At 60.4% G+C, this 19,306-nt stretch carries 17 protein-coding genes; 9 read left to right on the forward strand and 8 right to left on the reverse strand.

Going from position 1 to position 19,306, the window contains the following annotated elements; translation table 11 throughout:
* The first annotated feature begins 1 nt into the window (after position 1).
* Genes QSK43_RS08245 through QSK43_RS08260 form a run of 4 tightly spaced genes read left to right on the forward strand, consistent with a single transcriptional unit; the run spans position 2 to position 3,904 of the window.
* The gene (locus tag QSK43_RS08245) at positions 2–1,012 is read left to right on the forward strand and encodes an iron-siderophore ABC transporter substrate-binding protein (RefSeq protein WP_332303041.1); all 1,011 of its coding nucleotides are present in this window, start codon (positions 2–4) and stop codon (positions 1,010–1,012) included.
* On the forward strand, positions 1,009–2,052 hold the full coding sequence (locus tag QSK43_RS08250; RefSeq protein WP_332303042.1) for a FecCD family ABC transporter permease: 1,044 nt from the start codon (positions 1,009–1,011) through the stop codon (positions 2,050–2,052). Before QSK43_RS08245 ends, QSK43_RS08250 begins: the two co-directional genes overlap by 4 nt.
* A 2-nt stretch (positions 2,053–2,054) precedes the next feature.
* Positions 2,055–3,089, forward strand: a complete 1,035-nt coding sequence (locus tag QSK43_RS08255) for a FecCD family ABC transporter permease (protein WP_332303309.1) — start codon at positions 2,055–2,057, stop codon at positions 3,087–3,089.
* Positions 3,086–3,904, forward strand: coding sequence for an ABC transporter ATP-binding protein (locus tag QSK43_RS08260; RefSeq protein ID WP_332303043.1), 819 nt, complete (start codon positions 3,086–3,088; stop codon positions 3,902–3,904). The genes QSK43_RS08255 and QSK43_RS08260 overlap by 4 nt, the downstream gene beginning before the upstream one ends.
* A gap of 64 nt (positions 3,905–3,968) precedes the next feature.
* On the opposite strand, the gene QSK43_RS08265 is transcribed toward QSK43_RS08260, so the two are convergent.
* Positions 3,969–4,865, reverse strand: a complete 897-nt coding sequence (locus QSK43_RS08265; protein ID WP_332303044.1) for a choline sulfate utilization transcriptional regulator — start codon at positions 4,863–4,865, stop codon at positions 3,969–3,971.
* Positions 4,866–4,959: 94 nt separating this feature from the next.
* On the opposite strand from QSK43_RS08265, the gene QSK43_RS08270 reads away from it, so the two are divergent.
* On the forward strand, positions 4,960–5,913 hold the full coding sequence (locus tag QSK43_RS08270; RefSeq protein WP_332303045.1) for a choline ABC transporter substrate-binding protein: 954 nt from the start codon (positions 4,960–4,962) through the stop codon (positions 5,911–5,913).
* Between the two features lie 14 nt (positions 5,914–5,927).
* A complete protein-coding gene (gene betC, locus QSK43_RS08275) occupies positions 5,928–7,442 on the forward strand; it encodes a choline-sulfatase (RefSeq protein WP_332303046.1) in 1,515 nt (504 codons plus the stop codon).
* Between the two features lie 16 nt (positions 7,443–7,458).
* On the opposite strand, the gene QSK43_RS08280 is transcribed toward betC, so the two are convergent.
* The 6 genes from QSK43_RS08280 to QSK43_RS08305 are packed head-to-tail and all read right to left on the reverse strand — an operon-like array spanning position 7,459 to position 13,976.
* A complete protein-coding gene (locus tag QSK43_RS08280) occupies positions 7,459–8,352 on the reverse strand; it encodes a carbohydrate kinase family protein (protein WP_332303310.1) in 894 nt (297 codons plus the stop codon).
* A 2-nt stretch (positions 8,353–8,354) separates the two neighbouring features.
* Entirely contained in the window at positions 8,355–9,395 is a 1,041-nt protein-coding gene (locus tag QSK43_RS08285) for an ABC transporter ATP-binding protein (protein WP_332303047.1), read from the reverse strand.
* Entirely contained in the window at positions 9,395–10,909 is a 1,515-nt protein-coding gene (argH, locus tag QSK43_RS08290; RefSeq protein ID WP_332303048.1) for an argininosuccinate lyase, read from the reverse strand. The genes QSK43_RS08285 and argH overlap by 1 nt, the downstream gene beginning before the upstream one ends.
* A gap of 4 nt (positions 10,910–10,913) precedes the next feature.
* Positions 10,914–11,756 (reverse strand): carbohydrate ABC transporter permease, encoded by an 843-nt coding sequence (locus QSK43_RS08295; protein WP_332303049.1) that lies wholly within the window; start codon positions 11,754–11,756, stop codon positions 10,914–10,916.
* Positions 11,753–12,694, reverse strand: coding sequence for a carbohydrate ABC transporter permease (locus tag QSK43_RS08300; RefSeq protein WP_045021442.1), 942 nt, complete (start codon positions 12,692–12,694; stop codon positions 11,753–11,755). Before QSK43_RS08300 ends, QSK43_RS08295 begins: the two co-directional genes overlap by 4 nt.
* Positions 12,695–12,710: 16 nt before the next feature.
* Positions 12,711–13,976 carry an extracellular solute-binding protein gene (locus tag QSK43_RS08305; protein ID WP_332303050.1) on the reverse strand — a complete coding sequence of 422 codons (1,266 nt, stop codon included), beginning with the start codon at positions 13,974–13,976 and terminating at the stop codon, positions 12,711–12,713.
* 245 nt (positions 13,977–14,221) lie between these two features.
* On the opposite strand from QSK43_RS08305, the gene QSK43_RS08310 reads away from it, so the two are divergent.
* Genes QSK43_RS08310 through QSK43_RS08320 form a run of 3 tightly spaced genes read left to right on the forward strand, consistent with a single transcriptional unit; the run spans position 14,222 to position 18,778 of the window.
* A complete protein-coding gene (locus QSK43_RS08310) occupies positions 14,222–15,448 on the forward strand; it encodes an ROK family transcriptional regulator (RefSeq protein ID WP_332303051.1) in 1,227 nt (408 codons plus the stop codon).
* A gap of 19 nt (positions 15,449–15,467) precedes the next feature.
* Entirely contained in the window at positions 15,468–17,867 is a 2,400-nt protein-coding gene (locus QSK43_RS08315) for a PIG-L family deacetylase (protein ID WP_332303052.1), read from the forward strand.
* Positions 17,864–18,778 (forward strand): DMT family transporter, encoded by a 915-nt coding sequence (locus QSK43_RS08320; protein ID WP_332303053.1) that lies wholly within the window; start codon positions 17,864–17,866, stop codon positions 18,776–18,778. Before QSK43_RS08315 ends, QSK43_RS08320 begins: the two co-directional genes overlap by 4 nt.
* On the opposite strand, the gene QSK43_RS08325 is transcribed toward QSK43_RS08320, so the two are convergent.
* Positions 18,775–19,236 carry a hypothetical protein gene (locus QSK43_RS08325; RefSeq protein WP_332303054.1) on the reverse strand — a complete coding sequence of 154 codons (462 nt, stop codon included), beginning with the start codon at positions 19,234–19,236 and terminating at the stop codon, positions 18,775–18,777. The two genes, QSK43_RS08320 and QSK43_RS08325, sit on opposite strands and share 4 nt — an antisense overlap.
* Positions 19,237–19,306 lie beyond the last annotated feature (70 nt).

The following is a 19,306-nucleotide window of genomic DNA, read 5'->3' on the forward strand; positions in this document are numbered from 1 at the left end:
CATGCTTCGCCTGTTTCGTGGCCTTGTGCCAGCGCTTGTGCTTTTCCTGTCGATGGTCGCGCCGCACACTGCCTCGGCGGATGAGGCGACGGTTTATCCCGTCGTCATCACGCACGCTTTCGGCACGACGACGATTGCCAGGAAGCCGCAGAGGGTGGCGACCGTCGCTTGGGCGAACCATGAGGTTCCGCTGGCGCTCGGCATCGTACCCGTCGGTTTTGCGGCAGCCAATTTCGGCGATGATGACCGTGATGGCTTGCTGCCGTGGGTGGCGAAGCGGCTTTCCGAGCTCGGCGCGGCAAAGCCGGTGCTGTTTGATGAGGGCGACGGCATCGATTTCGAGGCCGTGGCGGCAACGCAGCCGGATGTCATCCTTGCCGCCTATTCCGGCCTCAGCCAGTCTGACTACGACAGCCTGAGCCAGATTGCGCCTGTTGTCGCCTATCCCGTTTCCCCCTGGGCAACCGACTGGCGCGAGATGATCCGGCTGAACAGTGCAGGGCTTGGCATGGCGGCGGAAGGCGAAGCGCTCATCAGCCGCATCGAGGGCGAGATCGCGCAGGTGGTCGCGGGGCATCCGCAGCTGAAGGGCAAGTCGGCGATGTTCGTCACCCATCTCGACGCCACCAATCTCAGTGTCGTCAATTTTTATACCGCCAATGACAGCCGTGTAAAGTTTTTCACCGATCTCGGGCTGACCTCGCCGAAGAGCGTGGCGGAGGCGACGAAACCGGGGCAATTTGCGGCTGGCGTCAGCGCCGAGCGCGTCGATGCCTTCGACGATGTCGATATCGTCGTTACCTATGGCAGCCAGCCTCTGCTCAAGGCGATGCGGGCCGATCCGCTTCTTGCCCTCATGCCCGCCGTTGCCAATGACGCCATCGTCATGCTCGGGCGTGATCCACTGGGCACCGCATCCAACCCAACGCCACTGTCGATTTCCTGGGTTTTGAAGGATTATGCCGATCTTCTGGCGAAAGCAGCGGACAAATCCTCCGGTAAAGCGAAATGACAATGGAGGGACCCGTCAAAGGTCCGGCCGTGCTGCCTTATGGCCGCTCCAACCGCGTGCGAGGCGCATGGCTCAGCGCCGTGCTGGCACTTCTGGCCCTGCTATGTGCGCTATCCGTTGCGATCGGCACCCGTGAGGTCACATTCACGGATATTACGGCAGCACTTGCAGGTCGCGTCGAGACGGTGGCGGAAGCGGCTGTCGCGGTTCGCCTGCCACGCACATTGCTTGCGCTGCTCTGCGGGTCAGCACTCGGGCTGGCGGGCGCGATCATGCAGGGCGTTACGCGCAATCCGCTTGCCGATCCCGGTATTCTCGGCATCAATATGGGGGCGTCGCTTGCCGTCGTCATCGCCATTGTCTGGTTCGGCATCGCCTCGTCGCAGGCCTTCATCCTCGCGGCCATTGTCGGGGCCGGGGCATCTGCGGTTTTCGTCTATGTCGTCGGCTCGCTGGGGCGTGGAGGGGCCACCCCGCTAAAACTGGCGCTTGCCGGTGCCGCCACATCGGTCGCTTTCTCATCGCTCGTCATTGCCGTGGTGCTGCCGCGCAGCGACATTGCCGGCGGCATCCGCTCCTGGCAGATCGGCGGTGTCGGTGGTGCGACCTTTGAGCGTATCGAGACAGTGCTGCCGTTTCTCGCTGCCGGTTTCGCCATCAGCCTCCTTTCAGCCCGCAAGCTGAATTCTCTGGCGCTTGGAGATGAGTTGGCCGCCGGACTTGGCGAGAATGTCGCTGTCGCCAGAGCCGTGGCGTCTTTCGGCGCCATTCTCCTGTGCGGCGCGGCGACCGCCATCTGCGGGCCGATCGGTTTTGTCGGGCTGGTCGTTCCGCATCTTTGCCGTCTGCTCGTCGGTGTGGACAATCGCTGGCTTCTGCCGTTTTCCGCGCTCGGTGGCGCCTGCCTGCTGCTTGCCGCCGATATTGTCGGGCGCATGGTGGCACGGCCGTCCGAACTCGATGTCGGCATCGTCACCGCGCTCGTCGGCGCGCCGTTCTTCATCTGGATCGTCAGGCGGCAGCGGGTGCGCGAACTGTGACCATGCATGCTCCCGTCATCGAAAGCCTCGTTTTCAATCGCCACGCCCGCCAGCGCCGGCGTCGCCTCGTTATCGCAACCCTGTCGGTGCTTTTGATCGCCGCTTTCGCATTGACGCTGATGCTGGGACAATCCTTTACGCCACCCGGCGATGTCCTGCGCGTACTGCTCGGCGAGGACATTGCTGGCGTCACCTTCACCGTCGGGCAATTACGTCTGCCGCGCGCGCTGCTCTCGGTTCTCGCGGGTCTGAGCTTCGGGCTCGGCGGCGTCGCTTTCCAGATCATGCTGCGCAACCCGCTCGCCAGCCCCGATATTATCGGCATCAGTTCCGGTGCCAGTGCTGCGGCCGTGTTCGCCATCGTCGTCCTGCATCTGAACGGGCCGCTCGTCTCGGTCGTCGCTGTCGTCGCCGGCCTTGGCGTCGCACTTCTGGTCTATCTCTTGTCCTTCCGCAACGGGGTGGCCGGAACGCGGCTGATCCTTGTCGGCATCGGCGTTTCCGCCATGCTGGAAAGTTTCGTCGCCTATACGCTCTCGGTTGCGCCGGCATGGACCTTGCAGGAAGCGATGCGCTGGCTGACGGGCAGCGTCAACGGCGCGAAGCTTGCCCAGACGCTGCCGCTCTCCGTTGCACTTATCCTGTTCGGTGGCCTGCTTCTGAGCCGCGCGCGCGATCTGGACGCGCTGAGGCTCGGCGATGATACGGCTTCCGCGCTCGGCGTGCGGGTGGGGCGAACCCGCATCATCGTCATCATCGCCGCAGTGGGCATGATCGCCTTTGCCACGGCGGTGTCGGGGCCGATTGCTTTCGTTGCTTTTCTGTCCGGGCCGATTGCCGCGCGCATCATCGGCAGTAATGGTTCGCTGCTCATTCCTGCCGCGCTGGTTGGGGCGGTGCTGGTGCTGGTGGGCGATTATTGCGGCCAGTTCCTGCTGCCGGGCCGTTATCCGGTCGGCGTCGTTACCGGTGCTCTCGGTGCGCCCTATCTGATTTACCTTATCGTGCGGGTAAACCGCAGCGGAGGCTCGTTATGACCAGCCATTCTCTTTCCGTAAAAGGTCTTTCGGCCGGATACGGCGAAAACCTCATCATCGAAGGGCTGGACCTTGTCGTTCCGCGTGGCAGGATCACGGTCATCGTCGGCGCCAATGCCTGCGGCAAGTCCACGCTCCTTCGCAGCATGTCGCGGCTCATCGCGCCGCGTGCCGGCCAGGTCCTGCTTGACGGAAAGTCGATCCACAGCCTTCCTTCGCGGGAACTCGCGCGCCGCATGGGCCTTCTGCCGCAGTCGCCGATCGCGCCGGAGGGCATCGTCGTCGCCGATCTCGTCAGCCGTGGCCGGCACCCGCATCACGGTCTTTTCGCGCGCTGGTCGCGACAGGACGACGAGGCCATCGCCGCCGCACTTGTCGCCACTGATACGGTCGAACTTGCCGACCGGCCGGTGGACGAACTCTCCGGCGGGCAGCGGCAACGTGTCTGGATCGCCATGGCGCTTGCGCAGCAGACCGACATCTTGCTGCTCGACGAACCCACGACCTTCCTCGACATCAGCCATCAGATCGAAGTGCTGGATCTTCTGACAGACCTCAATCACGCCCGCCAGACCACCATCGTCATGGTGCTGCATGATCTCAATCTTGCCGCACGATACGGGGATCATCTCGTCGCCATGACAGGCGGAAGGCTGCATGTCTGCGGCACGCCGGAGGAAGTCTTGACGGAAGCGAATGTGCGCGAGGTTTTCGGCATCGAAAGCCGGGTCATCGGAGACCCGACGTCGGGCAAACCGATGATGCTGCCGATCGGCCGGCATCGTATCGCTCGCGAATCGCATAAGATGATTTAATATCAATATATTGATTGTAAATCCTGAAGTTATCTGGAGATAGATTTCCGTAAATACGGCATGATTATCGCTTCTCGTCGATGAGCCAACCGGTGAGTTTTCTGACTGCGCTGTCGGTGCTTTTCGGCCTCAGCAACCAGTAACCGCGTCCCGGCGCGTCGAGGCTCGGGCCTGCGGTCACCAGCACGCCGGCCTCGACCAGCGGATCGACCAGCCCCGCCCAGCCGAGCGCGAAACCCTGCTCGCCGATCGTTGCCTGAACCACCATGGTGTAATTGTTGAAGCTGATGTCGCCGCTGTCGTTTTCCGGGCTTCGATGCACGCCGAAATGCTTGAAATAGGAAGGCCAGTCGAACCAGTGCGTCTGTGAGGTGTTTTCGAGGTGGATGAGTTTCAGCCGCGAGAAATCCGCGACTGTTGCAGGCGCCGACGTCTCCGCAAGCAGCGCCGGTGAACAGACGGGCGTGACTTTTTCTGAAAGCAGCAGCACCGCGCCGTCGCCCGCATCCTGCCGCGTTCCGAAGATGATCATCACGTCGCTATCGTGTTTTCCTTGCCCCAACGGATCCTGCGTGGCGACGATCTGGATGTTGATATCCGGGTTGAGCACACGAAAACCGTGCATGCGCGGGATCAGCCATAGCGACGAGAAGGCATAGTCCGTGTGCAGGCGGATCGTTTGACGTTCCTCCGTGCGGCGGAGTTGCTGCGCCAGAAGGTCGATGGCGTCGACATTGCGTGAGACGATATCGAACAGTCTTTGCCCCTCGGCCGTCAGTTCGATGCCGCGATGTTTCCGCCTGACGAGCGCGACGCCGAGGTCGTCTTCCAGCCGGCGGATCTGGTAGCTGACGGCGGGTTGCGTCAGTCGCAGGGACCCTGCCGCCGCCGTAAGGCTACCGCGCCGGGCGACCTCGGTAAAAATGCGCATCCATCCAAGGTCGAGTGGCCTCTCTGTCATAGAAAATCCTTATGTCAGTCATCGAAAAATACCTGCTTCACAGGCAAAAACAATGTGGTGTTCAATAAACTGGACTAATAAAAGGGGAGCCGCAATGATAACCGTTTCTCGCATGCACCGCATCGCCGCCGGTCTGTTTTTGTCCGTGGCGGCCTTCTCCACCCCGCTTCACGCAGCCGATGACGCCGCCTGCAAGACGGTTCGCCTCAGCGATCCGGGCTGGACGGACATCACAGCCACCAATGGGGTCGCCTCGGTTCTGCTCGATGCGCTGGGCTATGAAGCCGACGTCAAGACGTTGTCGGTGCCGATCGGCTATCAGGCCATGAAAAACGGCGAGATCGACGTCTTTCTCGGCAACTGGATGCCGGCCCAGAAATCCTTCGTTGACGACCTGAACGCCGCCAAGGCCGCCGAGGTAATGACGAAGAACCTCGAGGGCGCCAAGTTCACACTGGCGGTACCTTCCTACATGGCCGAAAAGGGTGTGAAGGATTTTTCCGATCTCGCTAAACACGCGGACGAGTTCGAAAGCAAGATTTACGGCATCGAGCCGGGTGCGCCTGCCAACCAGAATATCCAGAAGATCATCGATGCCAATGATTTCGGCCTGAAGGGCTGGCAGCTTGTCGAATCAGGCGAACAGGCCATGCTGGCGCAGGTGGAACGGGCGGGCAGGGACAAAAAGGCGGTGGTCTTCCTTGCCTGGGCGCCGCATCCGATGAACGAGAAGATCGATATCGCTTATCTCTCGGGCGGTGACGCCTATTTCGGTCCGAATTTCGGCGGGGCGGAGGTCTACACTCTTGCCCGCACCGGCTGGCCGCAGCAGTGCCCGAACGCGGCAACTCTGTTCAAGAACATGACGTTCGATATCGGCATGGAAAACGCCCTGATGGGCTCCATTCTCGGCGGAGAGGATGCAAAGGCAGCGGCGATGGCGTGGCTGAAGGCCAATCCGAAAGTGCTGGCTGGCTGGCTGCAAGGCGTCACCACGCTGGATGGCAAGCCGGGTGATGCCGCCGTCAAAGGCAAACTTGGCCTCTGAGACGGTAGAACCAGATGCCGCATCCTAATATTCTGATCGTGATGGCCGACCAGTTCAACGGGACATTCTTTCCCGATGGTCCGGCCGATTTTCTCCATGCCCCGCATCTGAAAGCGCTGGCGGAGCGGTCCGTCCGTTTCGCCAATACTTATACGGCAAGCCCGCTTTGCGCGCCGGCCCGCGCTTCCTTCATGTCCGGGCAATTGCCGAGCCGGACGCGGGTTTACGACAATGCCGCCGAATTTGCTTCCGATATCCCGACCTATGCGCATCATTTGCGGGCGGCGGGTTATTACACCGGTCTTTCGGGAAAGATGCATTTTGTCGGGCCGGACCAGTTGCACGGCTTCGAGGAACGTCTGACGACGGATATATATCCCGCAGATTTCGGCTGGACGCCTGATTATACCAGGCCGGGCGAGCGGATCGACTGGTGGTATCACAATCTCGGTTCGGTGACCGGCGCGGGCGTTGCCGAAATAACCAACCAGATGGAATATGACGACGAGGTTGCCTATCACGCGACCCGCAAGCTCTACGATCTGTCGCGCCGGCTCGATGATCGCCCCTGGTGCCTGACTGTCAGCTTCACCCACCCGCATGACCCCTATGTGGCGCGGCGGAAGTTCTGGGATCTCTATGAGGATTGCCCGGCGCTCGACCCTCAGACACAGGCGCTTCCCTTCGATGAACAGGACCCGCATTCGAAACGGTTGCTGGAAGCCTGCGACCATCAGGCCTTCGGTATCTCGCCCGAAGAGATACGCCGGGCGCGGCGCGGTTATTTCGCCAATATTTCCTATATCGACGAAAAGGTCGGCGAAATTCTCGACGTGCTGAAGGCGACGCGGATGGAGGAGGACACGATCATCCTGTTCCTGTCCGATCATGGCGATATGCTGGGCGAGCGCGGCCTGTGGTTCAAGATGTGCTTTTTCGAGGGCTCGGCCCGCGTGCCACTGATGATTGCCGCACCCGGTTGGCAACCGGCGCTCATCAACGCGCCGGTTTCGACGCTGGACGTCACGCCGACGCTTTGCGGTCTGGCCGGTCTCGACATCACCTCGCTCAAACGCTGGACGGATGGCGAAGATTTGTCGGCGTTGGCTGCGGGAACAGGCAAGCGAGGCCCGGTGCCGATGGAATATGCGGCCGAAGGTTCGATCGCACCACTCGTCGCCATCAGGGACGGCCGCTACAAGCTCTCGGTCTGCGAAGCCGATCCGCCGCTGCTCTACGATCTTGAGACGGACCCGGACGAGCGGGTAAACCTTGCCGGCAAGCCTGAATTCGCCGACGTGCTGTCATCGCTTACCGCTGAGATCGATCGGCGCTGGCAACTGCCCGTCTTCGATGCGTCGGTGCGGGAAAGCCAGGCGCGGCGGTGGGTGGTCTACAAGGCGCTGCGTAACGGCGCCTATTATCCGTGGGATTATCAGCCGTTGCAGAAGGCGTCGGAGCGCTACATGCGCAACCACATGGACCTCAACGTGCTGGAGGAAAACCAGCGTTTTCCGCGCGGGGAGTGAAGCGGGCAGGCCGGGATCAAGCGGCGGCGGTAGCTCTCGGGGCACCGCCCGTGGCCTGTACGGCAAGGCTGCCCGCCGCGACACCGGCCTCCAGGCATTGTTTTTCGCCATCCCGCCGAAGCCAGGCGTTGATGAAACCGGCATTGAACGCGTCACCTGCGCCTGTCGTATCAACAACGGGGACGTTCTTCGCCGCCGCATGGTAAAGGCCTCTCTGCGAGGAGACCCACGCGCCCTGCGCGCCACCCTTCAGCGCCACGACGGGAAACGCCCCGGACAAGGCGCTGATCGCCGCCTCAGGGTCGGAATGACCCGTGATCGCTTCGGCTTCTTCGAAGTTGGGCAAAAACACGTCGACGCCCGAACAGGCGTTGAGCAGGCCCTTGTCATAGATCAGCGAGGCATCCCAGCTAGGATCGAGCGAGACGGTCAATCCGCTGTCCCTGGCGCGGGAAACGAGGTCGGGAATTTCGTGCAGGGTGGCGAACTCGGCGATGTGCAGATGGCAGGCCCTGTTCCACGCAAAAGCGGCATCGAGGGTCGATGGTCGGGCGGCACCGGCGCGCCGCGTCAGAAACGCCCTGTCGTGGCCAACCACCGTCGCGACGGTGACCTGAGGCCCCGCATCCGCCGAATGTTCCAGAAATTGCAGGTCCACACCGCTTTGCTGCATCTTCTCGCCGATGGCGCGCGAGAACGTGTCGGTGCCGAGCCTTGCCAGCAGCGTGGCCGTGCGGCCGATATGCGCGAAATGTGCAGCCGCGATGAAAGCCCCGCCACCGGCGGCGATTTCCATATCGCGGGCAAACAGCTCCCTGCCGAGCACCGGTAGTTCGTCAAGTCCGGTGAAAATGAGATCGCAATAAATCCGGCCGATACTGATGACCGCTGATTTGTCCGTGACTGTCATCATCATGCGCGGCCCAGCAGCTTTTCCGTCCTGGCGTCGAAAAGATAGAGTGCGCCCGTCTCCGCCTGGCATTGCAGCCGGCTGCCCACAGTGGGGATGGATTTGCCGCGTGCCGTCGCAATCACGGAGGTCGTGGGTGTGTCCAGATGAACCAGCGTTTCGGGGCCAAGCGGCTCCACAGCCGTTACCGTTCCCTCCAGCGAGAACGCACCGTGGGCGGCGTCAGTTTCTCCGACAAGCAGATCATGGGGGCGAATGCCAATCAGCAGGTCGCCATTGGCGGACTGCACAACGCTGTTCGTCGTTCTTTTGCCCCGCAGCAGGTTCATCGAGGGGCTGCCGATGAAACGCGCCGTGAAGACGTCCACCGGCGTTTCGTAAAGTTCGGACGGCGTGCCGACCTGGAGAATATGGCCGTCCTTCATCACGACGATCCGGTCCGCCATGGTCATGGCCTCGACCTGATCGTGGGTAACGTAAACGGTGGTCGTCTTAAGACGTTGGTGCAAGCGCTTGATTTCAATGCGCATCTGTGATCGCAACTGAGCGTCGAGGTTGGAGAGCGGCTCATCGAAAAGAAAGGCTGAGGGATCGCGTACCATGGCGCGGCCGATGGCGACGCGCTGCCTCTGGCCGCCGGACAAGGCGGCAGGTCGGCGGTCGAGCAACGCCTCGAGCCCAAGCACCCGCCCGGCCTCTTCGATGCGCCGGTTCTTTTCCGTCTTGTCGAGTTTTGCGGTGTATAGCCCGAAGCCGATGTTCTGGCGAACCGTCATGTGCGGGTAAATCGCATAGTTCTGGAAGACCATGGCGATGTTGCGCTGTTTAGGTTCTTTCTCGTTGACGACATTTCCGGCGATTTTCAGCGTCCCGCCCGAAATCTCCTCCAGACCTGCAATCATTCTGAGCGTGGTGGATTTGCCGCAGCCGGAAGGGCCGACGAAAACGACGAATTCGCCGTCTTCAATGGCAAGGTCGATGCCTTTGACCGCCTCGATCTTGCCGTAGCGCTTCACGAGTTGATTGAGTTCGATTGTCGCCATTATCGCGCTCCCGTCAGGGCAGTAAATTTCTCTGCAAGTTCGGCCGCTTTCGACGCTTCGTAGTCGGCAGATCGTTGTGCTTCGGCCTCGAGCGCGCCAAGCTTGTCGCGATAGGCCGCAATCGCCTCCCGCATCGGTTCGGGGGCCGGGCCGCCGAAACGGCTGCGCACCGCAACGAAGTGCTCCGGCGAAACGATCTGCCTGAACTTTTCCTCGTCGATGCTGGTGTCGCGGCCTGCCAGTTCCTCGAACGCCTTGCGGAATGGAACGAAACCGTCGTTTGGCAGATCACCTTTCAGCGCGACGACGCTTTTGGCGACGGTCGCGGCAATTTCATGAGCCTGCCGGAACGACAGGTCTTCGATGCGGACAAGCGAATCCGCCAGTTCCGTGATGGTGATGCAGGAACGGCGAATGTTCTGGTCGACCCTTTCCGGATCGATGCTGATCTTGCCGACAAGACTCGCGAGGAGATCGAGCACCCGACCGGCCGAGGCGAAGGCTTCGTAACCTACGCCCTGCGTTTCGCCCTCGCTGTCGTTCATATCGGTGAAGGGCGTGTTGTGCATCACGTCGAGCATGGTTCGCGCCCGTCCGAATGTCTGGCTGGCGAGGTGGCGCAGATGTTCGATCGGGACAGGATTTCGTTTCTGCGGCATGATGGAGGAGATCTGCACCAGCGAATTCGGCACGTAGATCTGCCCGACTTCGAAACTCGTCCAGAACTGAAAGTCCTGAATGAGCCTGCCGAGATGCAGGAACATCAATTCGATCGCGCCATAGGTCGCCGTCGTATAGTCGACGGCGGCGATGCAGGAATAGGAATTGCGCAAGGGTGCCGCAAAGCCGAGAAGTTCGGCGACACGCGCCCGATCGATGGGAAAGCCTGACGTCGTGATGGCGGCAGCGCCCATCGGAGACAGATCGACAATGCGCCGCGCCTCGGCGAAGCGGTCAATATCCCGGATCAGCACTTCGATGGCAGCCGAGAGATAGTGGCCGAAAGTGGTGGGCTGGGCCGGTTGCCCGTGCGTATAGGCCACGATCAACGTCTTTGCATTGCGCTCGGCAGCGTCGATCAGGGCTTCCAGCAGAAGCCGCGCCTTGGCGGTGAGCGTGTCGATCCTGTCTTTCAGGCCAAGCTTGAAAAGCGTGTGGTCTATGTCGTTGCGCGAGCGGGCCGTGTGCAGTCGGCCCGCCAGATCAACGCCGATGCGGGCTTTCAGCTCCTTTTCGATCAGGAAGAAGAAGTCCTCGACCTCACCGGTATAGACCAGTTCCGAGGGGTTGATCGTCCTGTCGATGTCGTCAAGCGCCATTGCGATTTTTGCCGCTGTGCCTGCATCCAGAATGCCGGTTTCTTGCAGCATGACGAGATGCGCGCGGTCAATGCGGCGGAAACCGTCGACATGGTGGTTTTTGGCTCCGTCGAACAAAGGGCGCAGAACCGTTTCCTTGTAAACAGGATCGGGAAACTTGCTGGTATCCGACAGGCGGGGGTTCATATCGGCCATGATGTTATCCTTTCAGACCCGCCAGCATTACACCGCGAACGATGTAGCGTTGCAGGACGATGAAGACGATAAGGGTTGGGATGGTCGCGATGGCAGCGCCCGTCATGATCATTTCCCACTGGATCTGCTGTTCCACCGCAAAGCTCGATAGGCCGACCGGCAGGGTGTAGAGTTCCTTGCTGGTGGTGACGATCAGCGGCCAGAAGAACGCCGTCCAGTTACCGAGGAAAGTGAAGATCGCAAGCGCTGAAAGAGCAGGCGTCACCAGCGGCAGGGCTACCTTCCACCAGATCTGGAATTCATTTAGCCCGTCGACACGCGCCGCCTCCAGGAAGTCGTTCGGCACGGTCTCGAAGAACTGTTTCATCAGGAAGGTGCCGAAGGCCGTCATCATGCCCGGGAACATGATGCCCCAGTAGCTGTCGAGCCAGCCAAGCTGGCTGGACATCAGATACCACGGGATAACAAGCATTTCGGTAGGGATCATCAGCGTGGAGAGGATCGCAAGGAAGATGAAATAGCGACCACGGAACTCGAATTTAGCCAGCGTATAACCGACGAGACTGTCGAAGAAGCAGTTGGAAATGGTGACGATGACCGCAACGAAGATCGAGTTGAAGAACCATCTGAGAAAACGGCCGTCGGCCATCACAGTCATATAATTCGTAAGCGTTGGCGCAGCGGGGATAAGCCGGAGATCATAGACCTGATCCGCAGTCTTGAACGAGGTCGAAAACATGAAGAGCAGCGGCGAGACCATGATCAGGCCGCCGATAAACAGCAGCGTCCAAGTAAGGATGCGGCCGGGGCGGATGCGGGCGTGGGAGAGTGGCAACGCTTCGCTCATTTCTTTTCCCTCAGGACCCAGAGCTGGACCAGCGATACGACAAGAAGAATGGTGAACAGGACGACCGTCTGGGCTGCGGCATAACCCATCGCATAGGAATTGAACGCGGTCTGGTAGATCATAAGCACCAGCGGTTTGGTTGAGCCGAGCGGTCCGCCCGGATCGTTGGTGGTCATGTTGTAGACCTGATCGAAAATCCGCAGGAAGCCGATCGAAGAAAACACCACGAGGAAAACGGTGGTTGGTTTCAAGAGCGGAAGCGTGATCTTGCGAAGGATCGCCCACTCGCCAAGGCCATCGATGCGTGCGGCCTCATAAAATGTCGTCGGAATGGAGCGCAGACCCGCCATGAAGATGATGATCTGGAAACCAAGCCCCGCCCAGATGGAGGTCACCATGACCGAATAAAGCGCCTGATTGGTGGAGCGGATGAACGGCTGCTGGGGAATTCCGATCATCCCGAGCACGTCATTGATGATGCCGATCGGCGGCGGTTGATAAAACCAGCGCCAGACCCAGGCCATCGCGGCTGCCGTTGTCAGATAGGGCAGGAAATAAAGCGCGCGGATGAAACCGTGCAGGATCCGCACCCGGTCGAGATAAAAAGCGATGACAAAAGCCAGAACGAGGCTGATGGGCGTGCCGATGACGAGATAGGTGAAGGTGTTCCTGAAGACCTTCCAGAATTGCGGGTCCTTGAACAGCTTGACGTAATTGGCAACGCCGATGAACTTTGCCGGCCGCAGCAGGTCCCAGTTGGTGAAGGACAGCCAGAAGGCCTGCAGCGTCGGGTAAAAACGGATGATGCTGTAAAACAGGATCGGGATAGCCAGAAAGCTCCAGATCCACACAAGCCGTTTTGTGCGCATGGAAAAGCGATCCCCGAAGGAGCCGCCGGGGCGGCCGGATGCCGCCCCCTGTTGATCGATCGCTGTCATGATTGGACCTGCCGTTTTAAGGTTTGGCCGCGTCGATGATTTCCTGCTCGGCCCCGGCGGCCTGCTTGAGGGAGTCCTCGACGGATTGGCCCTCGAGCAAAATCCGGTTCGTCATGTCAATGGCGTTCTGCCGCTGGGCGGCCTCGTCCATGAACCGCGTCGTATGGGCATATTCGAGCCCCTTCAGGAACGGTGCGTAGACCGGGTCTTTCAGGTTCTCTTCGGTCAGTGCCGCCGCACGCCGCGCAGGCAGCTCGCCCACGGTCTTCAGCCAGATGGCCATGGCTTCCGGGGAAGAGATGTAGGCGAGGAATTTCTTCGACGCTTCAAGCTCTTCGCCGCTCGTCTTGGCGCTGAGGCCGTTTGCGAAATAGCTGGCATAATTGGAGCGGATATTCTTGTCATTGGTGGGAAGCTCGGTTACGCCCCACTCGAAGTCCTTGATGGTTCTGAACGATCCTAGCCGGAACGTTCCGTCGATGGTCATGCCCGCCTTGCCGGCCCGGAAGGCGGCCTGGCCTTCATCCATGAAGCCCACCTGACCGATCTTCTTTTCAAGCTGCAGACTGGTGTAGAACTTCAGGGCCTGGACGCCCGCCTCGCTGTCATAGGTGACTTTCTGGTCATTGTCGGTGTAGGGTTCGCCGCCATATTGGCGGATGAGAACCTCGCGCCACCACTGGTGGTCCTGACCGCCCATATCGAGCGTGGAGCCAGCGACGGTGAGGTTTCCGGCCGCGTCATGCTTGGCGATCTTTTCGGCCGCGGCAACAAATTCGTCCAGCGTTTTCGGCGGATTGGCGGCATCCAGACCCGCCTCGGTGAAGAGCTTCTTGTTGTAGAAAAGCGCCAGCGAGCGAACGGCCGTCGGCAGGCCGTAATAATCGTCGCCCCGCTTCATGGCGCTGACGATTGGGAAGAAATCGCTTTCGATCTTGTCATGCGGGAAAGTATCGCTGGGCAGTGGCTGCAAGATGCCGCCGGCTACGAATTTATCCAGCCAGCCGTAGAAGAGCTGCATGACGTCGGGACCCTTGCCGGACATGTTGGCGGCGATGACGCGCGTCTGGTAGTCGGCGTAAGGAAAGGTCACCTGTTTGACGGTAATATCGGGATTGGCCTTCTGAAACTCCGCGATAAGCTCATCCATCGCTTTGACGCGTGTGTCGAAGACATATTGCCAATATTCGATTTCAACCGCCTGCGCGGCGTTGAATGCAAATGTACTGAAACCGGCGACCAAGCCGGCGAACAAAGTTGTCCTGCGCATGTAAGCCTCCATTTCCTCCGTCCGGTCTTCCGGATGCGGAGTGATCGTTCCCTTTATCCGCGCTTTCGCGCGCGCTCATTGATTTGCCGGCAGCGGGATTTTCCTCGTTCTGCCTCTTGCAATCCTGACCCCCCGGTCGCTCTCTACGGTTCTCTGAAGACGGGCGTTTGTCAATAAGATAATTTACTTGAATTATTATATTGCGCTTATCGTCATTTGGACGTTATGAATTTTCTAACGGACGGGAAGTTGAAGAGATGACGGTGCACACGGTGGATGCCTATCCCGTAGCAATCGGAAAAAATCCTGAGCGGAGCCGCGAGCACAACCGGCGAGTCGTGCTCGATATCGTCCGGCGGCACGGCACGCTCGGTCGCGCCCAGATCGCCAAGATCACGCATCTCACCGCCCAGGCCGTCGCCAATATCGTTGATGAGCTTGTGGGCGAGGAGCTTTTGAAGGAACTGGGCCGCCGCCGCACCGGCAGAGGCCAGCCGCCGATACAATTTTCCGTCAATCCGGACGGCGGCGCGACGATCGGCGTGGAAATTGCCGCCGACCATATGGTGACTGTCGGTCTCGATCTGGCCGGCGTATTGCGCACCCATCGTATTACCCCGCTCAAGGACACCACGCCGGAGGCCATATTCAAAACCTTTGCGGCGGAGCATGCCGCAGTTGCCAAAAATGTCGGGTGCCGGCTGCTCGGCACCGGCGTTGTCATGCCCGGACCTTTCGAGATCGAAGGCATGACCTCCGTGGGACCGACGACGCTCTCCGGCTGGGGCGGTATCGATGCCCGCCAGATGCTGAGCGACGCCTGCGGCCAACAGGTCGTGGTTGAAAACGATGCAACGGCCGCAGCCGTCGGAGAGCGCCTGTTCGGCGCGGGGCTGGCTATCCCGAATTTCTGCATGATCTATTTCGGCGTCGGCATCGGTCTCGGCATCATTCAGGACGGTTCGCCCTATCGCGGCGCATTCGGAAACGCCGGTGAAATTGGCCATGTGACCGTGTCGCCGAAGGGAAGACCTTGCCCCTCCTGCGGGCAGAGAGGTTGCCTGGAGGCCTATGCTTCCGTCTACGTGCTCAAGGAGAAGCTCGTCTGCGCCGGTGTTGCGGATACGGAGCTTGACGATCTTGAAGCCCTGTTCAGGGCGGCCAATCCGGTCGTGATGGAATGGATCGACGAGGCCGCTATCCATCTGGCGCCCATGGTTGCGATGCTCGAGAACATTCTCGATCCGCAGACGGTCATTCTCGGCGGCGCACTGCCTGAAATCATCATCAGCGAGATCATTGCGCGGATGGGAAATCTGCCGACTTCGGTCGCGAGCCGGCGGCAAAGGGAATTGCCGCGCGTCATCCACGGCAAGTCCGGACAATTGACGGCAGCGCTCGGTGCCGCCGCCTTGCCGCTGTTCGACATCGTAACACCAAAACTCGAGACGTCTTTGGGCGCCGCAGCGCAGGTGCCCGGCTGAATATTGGAGGAGACCGTCCATGCTTGAACCCCGCGAGCGCATCGAACGGCAGATGGCCGATCCATGGCTTGTGCGCCTGCACCGCAAACTGAGCGCGCTGAAATCCACTGTTACCGTCATGCACACCGGTGCGCATCCGGACGACGAGCAGAACGGACTTCTCGCCTATTTCCGAATGGAACTGGGCATGCGGATCATCATCGCCTGCTCGACGCGCGGTGAAGGTGGGCAAAATGCGCTTGGGCCGGAGCGGCTGGGTGCGCTTGGTGTCATCCGTTCGCGGGAACTGGAGGAGGCCGCCCGCGTCATCGATGCGGACATAAGCTGGCTCGGCCATGGTCCTGAAGATGTCATCCACGATTTCGGTTTCTCCAAGGATGGCGACAGGACGTTTGATCGTTGGGGGCAGCAGCGCATCGTCGAACGGCTGGTGCGTGCCTACCGCAAGGAACGGCCTGATATCGTCATTCCGACATTTCTCGATGTGCCGGGACAACACGGGCACCACCGGGCCATGACGCGCGCGGCGAAAAGTGCGGTCGCACTGGCGGCCGATCCTGCCGCCTATCCCGAGCATTTCTCCGAGGGGCTGAAACCTTGGAAGGTGGCCAAATATTATCTTCCCGCATGGTCGGGCGGTGGCGATACCTATGATGACGAAGTGCCTCCGCCTGAGACGACGCTGACAGTAAATGCGGTGGGCAGGGAGCAGGCAACGGGCGCACAATTTGACCGCATCGGTGAATGGTCGCGTTATTATCATGCGTCTCAGGGGATGGGGCATTGGCCGAAGCGGGCGCAGGAAGTCTGGCCGCTGCATCTCGAACTCTCCAACGTCGCTGGTGAGGAAAGCTCGATCACCGACGGGTTGCCGTCGTCGCTAACCGATCTCGCGGCTTTTCCGGGTCTGGACGCCGAATTGGCAAAGGCGCTGGTTGAGGCCGAGCAGGCAATTGCTGACGCAATCACGGCCTTTCCCGACACGCAGCGGATCACGACGTCACTTCTGACGGCGGCAGCTCTTTTGCAGAAGGTTGATGAGGCCGCAGCCCGGAATTTCAAGGAGTTGCACGGGCATCGGATCACGCGCAAGCGGGCGCAGGTCGATGCTGCTATTCTCACGGCACTCGATCTTTTCGAACGGGCCTATGCCGAGCCGGCCGAGATTGTTCCGGGCGGAACGTCCTCTCTGTATGTGGAGCTCGCCGGCAAAGCGGCTGAATTTGACATTGAAGTCACCCCGGTCCTTCCCGCTGGCGTTTCGTCATCAGTTCAGTCGCGCGGCCAGACGCTGGTTTTCGCGCTTGAAGCTGATCCAGATGCCGTCGTTTCCGGGCTTTACCAGCCCGACTGGAAAGCCTTAGGCGGCAATGGCCATGCCTCGGTGGGCGTTTCCGCAAGGGTTGAGGGCCGGAAGGTTTCGGCCACGTTCGATCTGGAGGAGCCGTTTTTTGTCACGCCCGCGCAGTCGCTGGCGATCTCGCCCGACGCGCTTCTGGTTCCGCTTGGAAACGGGCCGGATACTCATGTTTTTCAGGCGCAGATAAAGGGTGCCGCGGCGCTGCTATCGTTCAGGAATACGGGCGGCTGGAACCTGCGCAAGGCCGGTGGCGACTGGATTGCGGAACGTACAGGCGATGCTGCGGCGGGCCTTGCCCAGATCGACGCGCTCGTTGGTTCGCAGCCGGCTTTCCAGGTCACGCCCATCGCCTATCCACATATCGGCCGGGCGCGGTTTCTGGCGCCTTCCGCTCTGAAAATCCTGTCGCTGGACCTCAAACTGCCGGAGGGCGCGCGCATAGGTTATGTCGGTGGCGGTGCCGACAGGGTCGGTTCATGGCTGTCTCGCATGGGGCTGGATGTCACCGAACTGGATGCGCACGCGCTTGGTGGTGATCTCTCGTTCTTTACGACGATTGTTGTCGGCATCTTCGCCTTCGGCATCCGCAAGGATCTGGCTGCGGCAACGGAAAGGCTTCACCGCTTCGTCGAAGAGGGTGGCCATCTTGTCACGCTCTATCACCGGCCGACCGACGGATGGAACCCGGAGACGACGCCGGTTAGGCGACTCGAAATCGGCAAGCCTTCCCTGCGCTGGCGCGTGACGGACCCGCAGGCGGAGGTGACGGTGCTGTTGCCCGATCATCCATTGCTTGTCGGCCCCAATACGATCAATGCTGCCGACTGGACGGGCTGGGACAAGGAGCGGGGGCTGTATTTCGCGTCGCGTTGGGATGAAGCCTACGAGCCTCTGCTTGCCATGCACGATATCGACGAACAGCCTCTCAAGGGCGCGCTGGTCTCGGCGGCCATTGGCAAGGGGCGGCATACGCATACGAGCCTCGTGCTGCACCACCAGATGGACAAGGTGGTGCCGGGGGCGTTCCGCCTCATGGCAAACCTTGTGCAACCCGCGTGAATGGCGAAGACCAGAGTGAAAAACAGGAAAACCCGCGCGAAACCGATGCTCGCGCGGGCATCGGTTGGCTGCTCATGGATATGGCCCTCGTTTCGGGTGGAATGACGGCCCTCGTCAAGGCGCAGGGCGTTACCTATCCGGCATTCCAGCTCGTCTTCATCAGAGCGATGATCGGCCTGATCTTCATCCTGCCGCTCATCTGGCGACACAGGATGGAAATGGTGCGCGTCAAATATCCCTGGCGCAATATTTTCCGGATCTGCTGCAACGCCATTGCACTCACCAGCAACTTTGTCGCCATCACTTTGCTGCCGCTCGCCACCGTCAACGCCGTCGGTTTTTCCCGGCCGCTGGTGACGATGGCGATGGCGGTTGCCTTTCTCGGCGAAAGGGTGAGCCGATATCGCTGGGTTGGCGCCTGCCTCGCATTTGTTGGCGTTCTTGTTGTCATTGGGCCGGGCGGCGCGGAGATTAATGCAGGCGTGCTCGTCGTCCTCGTCTCGGTGGTATTCGGTGCTCTGGCGGTGATCCAGACCCGGGCGCTCCGGCAGGAGAACACCACTGTGATGATGGTGTTCTACACGGTCGGCCTCGCCGTGATTACTGCCGTTCCCGCGATCTGGACATGGAAGCCAGTCGCGCCGCTCGACTGGGGGCCATTGCTCGCCATCGGCCTGCTCGCACAGCTCGGGCAATATTGCTTCCTGCGGGCCTATCGCATTGCCGATGCGAGTGTGCTCGCACCCGTCGGCTATCTGTCGATCCTGTTTGTCACCGCTGTCGGGTTCTTCCTGTTTGACGAGGTGCCCGAAGCCCGTGTCATACTGGGCATCGCGATCATCCTCGTTTCTTTGCAGGCAACCGTGCTTGCGGAGTATCTTTTGAAGACGTTGCGCCAAAAACGACGTTAGCGGGCCAGAACCCGGAGCCGGACCCAGTTCAACACCGAGGATCTGACACGATCGTAAAAGGAGCGGGCGTAACGCACATATCGCATGATCCATGCGAACCAGGCATAGGTGAGGAGCTTCTCCCGACCCGCGTGATAAATGCGCTCAACGATCAGGAACGTGGCGAGATGGGCGAGGATCGTCAGGGCGAGTCCTGTCTTGACCGCACCTTGTGCAATGAGGATCAGACCGATGATTTTCATGGGCTCGGCGATGGCGAATGGCACCGCAAGCAAAAGAAGAATCGCCAGACGGGGTAATCTGCTAATCCGGTTTTCCAGTCGCCTGATGAATGTCAGTCTGGATATGGCCTTGATGATCGGTCGATAGAGCGGGCGGAAAATACCATCGAGGATCAAGGCGAACACGATGAGTGCCCGAATCGGAAAGATGAGGATCATCCGGATTTTGTTCTTCATCTCGGCCGGTCTCCAGAAAGTGCCGCAAAGTCATCCGTTCTTAGTCGCCTGAAACGTGGCGAAACGAAGT

Source organism: Rhizobium sp. GR12, assembly GCF_036596185.1.
Lineage (GTDB): Bacteria > Pseudomonadota > Alphaproteobacteria > Rhizobiales > Rhizobiaceae > Agrobacterium > Agrobacterium nepotum.

What these genes read in the sequence shown, in the direction of transcription:
- QSK43_RS08245 (WP_332303041.1), top strand. Translation starts at nt 2, where the DNA reads ATGCTTCGCCTGTTTCGTGGCCTTGTGCCAGCGCTTGTGCTTTTCCTG.
- QSK43_RS08250 (WP_332303042.1), top strand. Translation starts at nt 1,009, where the DNA reads ATGACAATGGAGGGACCCGTCAAAGGTCCGGCCGTGCTGCCTTATGGC.
- QSK43_RS08255 (WP_332303309.1), top strand. Translation starts at nt 2,055, where the DNA reads ATGCATGCTCCCGTCATCGAAAGCCTCGTTTTCAATCGCCACGCCCGC.
- QSK43_RS08260 (WP_332303043.1), top strand. Translation starts at nt 3,086, where the DNA reads ATGACCAGCCATTCTCTTTCCGTAAAAGGTCTTTCGGCCGGATACGGC.
- QSK43_RS08265 (WP_332303044.1), bottom strand. Translation starts at nt 4,865, where the DNA reads ATGACAGAGAGGCCACTCGACCTTGGATGGATGCGCATTTTTACCGAG.
- QSK43_RS08270 (WP_332303045.1), top strand. Translation starts at nt 4,960, where the DNA reads ATGATAACCGTTTCTCGCATGCACCGCATCGCCGCCGGTCTGTTTTTG.
- betC (WP_332303046.1), top strand. Translation starts at nt 5,928, where the DNA reads ATGCCGCATCCTAATATTCTGATCGTGATGGCCGACCAGTTCAACGGG.
- QSK43_RS08280 (WP_332303310.1), bottom strand. Translation starts at nt 8,352, where the DNA reads ATGACAGTCACGGACAAATCAGCGGTCATCAGTATCGGCCGGATTTAT.
- QSK43_RS08285 (WP_332303047.1), bottom strand. Translation starts at nt 9,395, where the DNA reads ATGGCGACAATCGAACTCAATCAACTCGTGAAGCGCTACGGCAAGATC.
- argH (WP_332303048.1), bottom strand. Translation starts at nt 10,909, where the DNA reads ATGGCCGATATGAACCCCCGCCTGTCGGATACCAGCAAGTTTCCCGAT.
- QSK43_RS08295 (WP_332303049.1), bottom strand. Translation starts at nt 11,756, where the DNA reads ATGAGCGAAGCGTTGCCACTCTCCCACGCCCGCATCCGCCCCGGCCGC.
- QSK43_RS08300 (WP_045021442.1), bottom strand. Translation starts at nt 12,694, where the DNA reads ATGACAGCGATCGATCAACAGGGGGCGGCATCCGGCCGCCCCGGCGGC.
- QSK43_RS08305 (WP_332303050.1), bottom strand. Translation starts at nt 13,976, where the DNA reads ATGGAGGCTTACATGCGCAGGACAACTTTGTTCGCCGGCTTGGTCGCC.
- QSK43_RS08310 (WP_332303051.1), top strand. Translation starts at nt 14,222, where the DNA reads ATGACGGTGCACACGGTGGATGCCTATCCCGTAGCAATCGGAAAAAAT.
- QSK43_RS08315 (WP_332303052.1), top strand. Translation starts at nt 15,468, where the DNA reads ATGCTTGAACCCCGCGAGCGCATCGAACGGCAGATGGCCGATCCATGG.
- QSK43_RS08325 (WP_332303054.1), bottom strand. Translation starts at nt 19,236, where the DNA reads ATGAAGAACAAAATCCGGATGATCCTCATCTTTCCGATTCGGGCACTC.